Source organism: Daejeonella sp., from assembly GCF_049655485.1.
In the GTDB taxonomy this organism is placed as follows: domain Bacteria; phylum Bacteroidota; class Bacteroidia; order Sphingobacteriales; family Sphingobacteriaceae; genus Daejeonella.
On sequence record NZ_JBASJU010000147.1, the window covers coordinates 1 to 3,120 of the forward strand.

General features: G+C 42.1%; 2 protein-coding genes. One reads left to right on the forward strand and one right to left on the reverse strand.

Annotated elements, in window-relative coordinates:
• Positions 1–877: 877 nt before the first annotated feature.
• Complete coding sequence (locus WBJ10_RS05970; RefSeq protein WP_424288607.1) at positions 878–1,798, forward strand: hypothetical protein; 921 nt, start codon at positions 878–880, stop codon at positions 1,796–1,798.
• 37 nt (positions 1,799–1,835) lie between these two features.
• On the opposite strand, the gene holA is transcribed toward WBJ10_RS05970, so the two are convergent.
• Positions 1,836–2,864, reverse strand: coding sequence for a DNA polymerase III subunit delta (gene holA / locus WBJ10_RS05975; protein WP_424288608.1), 1,029 nt, complete (start codon positions 2,862–2,864; stop codon positions 1,836–1,838).
• Positions 2,865–3,120 lie beyond the last annotated feature (256 nt).

Consider the following 3,120-nt stretch of genomic DNA (forward strand, 5'->3'; position numbering starts at 1 on the left):
CTTCCGACTGCAACAATTTATCTTTTCTTCCTTCCAATTTCACCTTTCAATTTCACCTTCCACGTTTCACTTTTCACCTTCCATCTTCCACCTTTCACCTTTCAACTTTCAACTCTCTTTCCTCCTCCCTATAATTTACGAAAAATCCTTGTAATTCCACCCCTAAATGCACTTTTACCATATTTTCAATGCCGGTGAAGGCGCAATTATGAACTTCACAATGCCGGTGCTTCGGCAAGTATGAGATTCGCAATGCTGGTGAATAAGGAATTATGAAATTCGTAATGAAGAATTCGCTTTATTTCGAGATTTATAAAATAATTGGGCAAAATTCTGCGTGAAATTTGCTTTTGTGTGTTAAAATTTACTCAGCCTCCTGTCTTCAGCTTTTTGCCTTCCGACTTCAGACTTCTGACCTCCGATCTCAGACTTCCTGCCTCATACCTCGGACTCCCTAACTCCTACTTCATTCTTACCAAGCATGAACCCGCAAATCTCCTCGCCGTTAAAGCCAAACCCGTACAAAGACGCGATATTTTATCCGCTATTTTCTAAGTGTTATGTCAGTGCTTAGACAGGGTTATCTCAGTGCTTAAACAGCGTGAGAGAAAAGCGAAAAGCACAATTAACAGAGAACTTTGTTTTTGATAATTAATGTGGAAAAATGTTGTTTGTACAGAAATTTATACCAGCCACCGTTCAGCACGATTTTGCGAATCGTGGCGAAGAACGCGCCGGCGTACTGAATTTTTTGTCCCGGTGGTTTTGAAAGGTATATGCCTGAAATTGTGAAGTGGTTTAAGGAAAAGAAAGCGTAGCAGGTAATTCTGCTGGCTTCGTGGGCGACTTCCACTGATTTTTCTTATTTTCACAGCACATGAAATTCCTTTTCCGGTTCGTCCCGTTTTTCGGCTTGCTTTTACTTTCTTCCTGCTATTATATAACAACTATCAATGACGAGCCAGATCCCACATTTACTCCGGTAAAGGGGATCAAATACAGTGAGGTATATCGCCGATTCGGTAACGGTCTTTCTTTTCATGAATCGGGTTTCCAGCTTCAACCTGAGTGGGAACTTTATTTTAGTGCTGAGGATTCTGTAAAAATCTACAGCCCTGAAAGGCAGAAGTATATGCCTTACCGCATCTTTCACAGCCATAAAGCACTCTTTCATTTTGCGCGCGACTGGTTCCGGGTAAAGCATGTCAGTAAAGATAGCCTGGTATTACAGGCAATGGTTTTGGAATCCAGAGTGGTTAAAGAAGACCTTTCAAACATCTACATGACGCTGTATGCGAAAGATTACATCGAAAAGGTCCTTAAAACGACTTCAGAGAAACTACGGCAGCCAAGCGCTAGCGACAGCTTGTTCATCAGATACCGTGCAATCCAGGCAAACAGCAATCCGGACAGTGTCTTTGCAGCCCGGAATCCGGTAGTGCTTAAAAGTCGCAGCAAAATTTTAACCGTCGAGAAAGTTAAGTCCAATGCCGACCCATATTTGGGATACATAAGCCGATCTGACGAATACCTTTTTCCGGAATATAAAATCCACATCAGCAAAGCCTATCAGGATTTCCAATACTCATTCAAAGTCATTGTCGACCATAATGGAAAAATGACTTTTAAAGGTTTCACCGTTGAAGTAATGCCCGAATTCTTAGAAACCAAAACCAAAGTGGTAAAAGGTATTATCGACGTTTACCTGAAAAACTTAATGGAAGTAACTCCCGGAAACACATTGGGCTACCCCCATTCGAGTGTAATTGATCTCAACGTAAAAGGGGACGCTAATTAAATGGAGAATCTCCCCTTTCACCTTTCCCCTTTCACCTCTAATGTATTATCTTAAAAAGCAGCTCCTTCATCAACTCCCCCTGCTCCGTATTACCACTGGCATCAACCCCCTTCGTTTTAAGGTCGCATTCGCGGAGATAACTGATTATCTGGAAAGTTTTTTGTTTGCTGTAGTTCCTCCCTGCGCTCTCGTAATCCTTAACAAAAAAAGGTGCAACACCCAGCTCCCTGGCTAGTCCCTGCTGACTGCGGTCGGTGGCATAATGGTATTTTAAAACCTTAGTGAAGTAATTATTTAAGTTCCCGAGCACTAACTGGATCGGGTTATTTTTTGGATTGGCAGCAAAGTAATTGATAATCTGGTTGACCTTAAAAGCATCCTTCCGGGCGATGGCTGCTTGCAGCTCAAACACGTTGTATTCTTTGCTGATCCCAATATTATTCTCTACATTCTCTGAACTGATCTCTTCCCCGTTTTTCACGTTCAGCATCAGCTTTTCAAGTTCGTTAGCGACTTTGGAAAGATCATTCCCCAGATACTCGGCAAGTAATGCGGAAGCTCGTGCATGAATGCTGTAACCTTTCTCCCTGACGAAATCTTCAATCCATCCCGGCACCTTGCTATCATATATTTCAGCCGACTCATAGACTACCCCCTTCTTCTCAATCGCCTTATACGTTTTCTTGCGCTTGTCGAATTTGCCATTACGATAGCAGAAAACGAGAATAGTACTGGAAAGCGGGTTCTCCAGGTACGACAACATCGGATCTACAGATTTCTTCCCTTCATCGTCCTTACCCCATTTTAAATCCTGTGCTTCCTTAACAATCACAACCTGGTAGTCGCTCATCATCGGGAAGCGCTTAGCTGAATTGATGATGCTCATTACATCGCTGTCCTTCCCATAAAATATGGTTTGGTTAAATCCTTTCTCCGCATCCGATAGTGCGTTCTGCTCGATATAATCACTGATTTTATCGATATAATACGACTCTTCGCCGTGAAGCAGGTAAACCGGTTTAAACTTGCGGCTTTTGAGGTCTTTAACTAGGTCGGAGATGTTCATGGAGGGGGGCAATTTACGAATTATTGCTTCTGTCTAGAAAACTGCAAGGGGTAAAATTTTATATGGATAATTTAAGTAGGAAAAGGCCATTTTTTACCGCAGAGGACGCAGAGTTTAACGCAGAGGACGCAGATTTTGGATGACTCGTCCTGAATTAGGTTGACAGTTTTTTTATAAAGATAAATACATTTATTGTTGTTGTCGTGTTAAGATGTGGGGAACGCGTAGCGTTGTCAACATCTTAACACGTTTTACT

Coding starts and splice junctions, on each gene's coding strand:
- WBJ10_RS05970 (WP_424288607.1), top strand. CDS start 878: ATGAAATTCCTTTTCCGGTTCGTCCCGTTTTTCGGCTTGCTTTTACTT.
- holA (WP_424288608.1), bottom strand. CDS start 2,864: ATGAACATCTCCGACCTAGTTAAAGACCTCAAAAGCCGCAAGTTTAAA.